The organism is Arthrobacter sp. 08Y14, assembly GCF_002929455.1.
GTDB classification, from domain to species: domain Bacteria; phylum Actinomycetota; class Actinomycetes; order Actinomycetales; family Micrococcaceae; genus Arthrobacter_B; species Arthrobacter_B sunyaminii.
On record NZ_PJIX01000046.1, the window covers coordinates 1 to 554 of the forward strand.

1 protein-coding gene is annotated in these 554 nt (G+C 59.2%); it reads left to right on the forward strand.

The window, feature by feature from the left end; translation table 11 throughout:
• Positions 1-234 precede the first annotated feature (234 nt).
• On the forward strand, positions 235-554 hold a 320-nt coding region (locus tag CXR03_RS18960), incomplete at its 3' end, for a DUF475 domain-containing protein (RefSeq protein ID WP_146070567.1).

Here is a 554-nt window from a genome sequence, read left to right on the forward strand (position 1 = left end):
AGCAATGTTCGTTAACAAGAACGTGAGGCGCCGTGATTTCAGCATCACCGCGTCCGAACCTGGTGCCGGGCCCCTCTGGCGAGAGTTTACGGCGCTCTCGTGATGTCGGTACCGCCAGCAATTTGAGCCGGCGGATTCTATAAAAATGAACAATTGGATCATGCTTCATGCGAAGGCGTGCAGGTCGCTTCGCATCTCCACTCTGTCTCTGTTCTCCAGCCAGGAGGACCGCACGTGAGCACTGCAGCAGCAACCGGTGGAAGCTCCACCCTCGGCTATTTCCGCTGGGCCTTCATCGTCACGGCGATCGGCCTCATCCTCGGCGGCGTTCTCGGCTGGCAGTCGACCGGCACGATCGCCGGCATGGCAACCGTCTTCTTCATCTGCGCAGTTCTGGCGGTCCTTGAGATCTCGCTGTCCTTCGACAACGCGATCGTCAACGCCAACAAGCTTAAGGACATGACCCCTGTCTGGCAGCAGCGCTTCCTGACCTGGGGCATCATCATCGCCGTCTTCGGCATGCGCATCGTGTTCCCGCTGCTCATCGTGGTCAT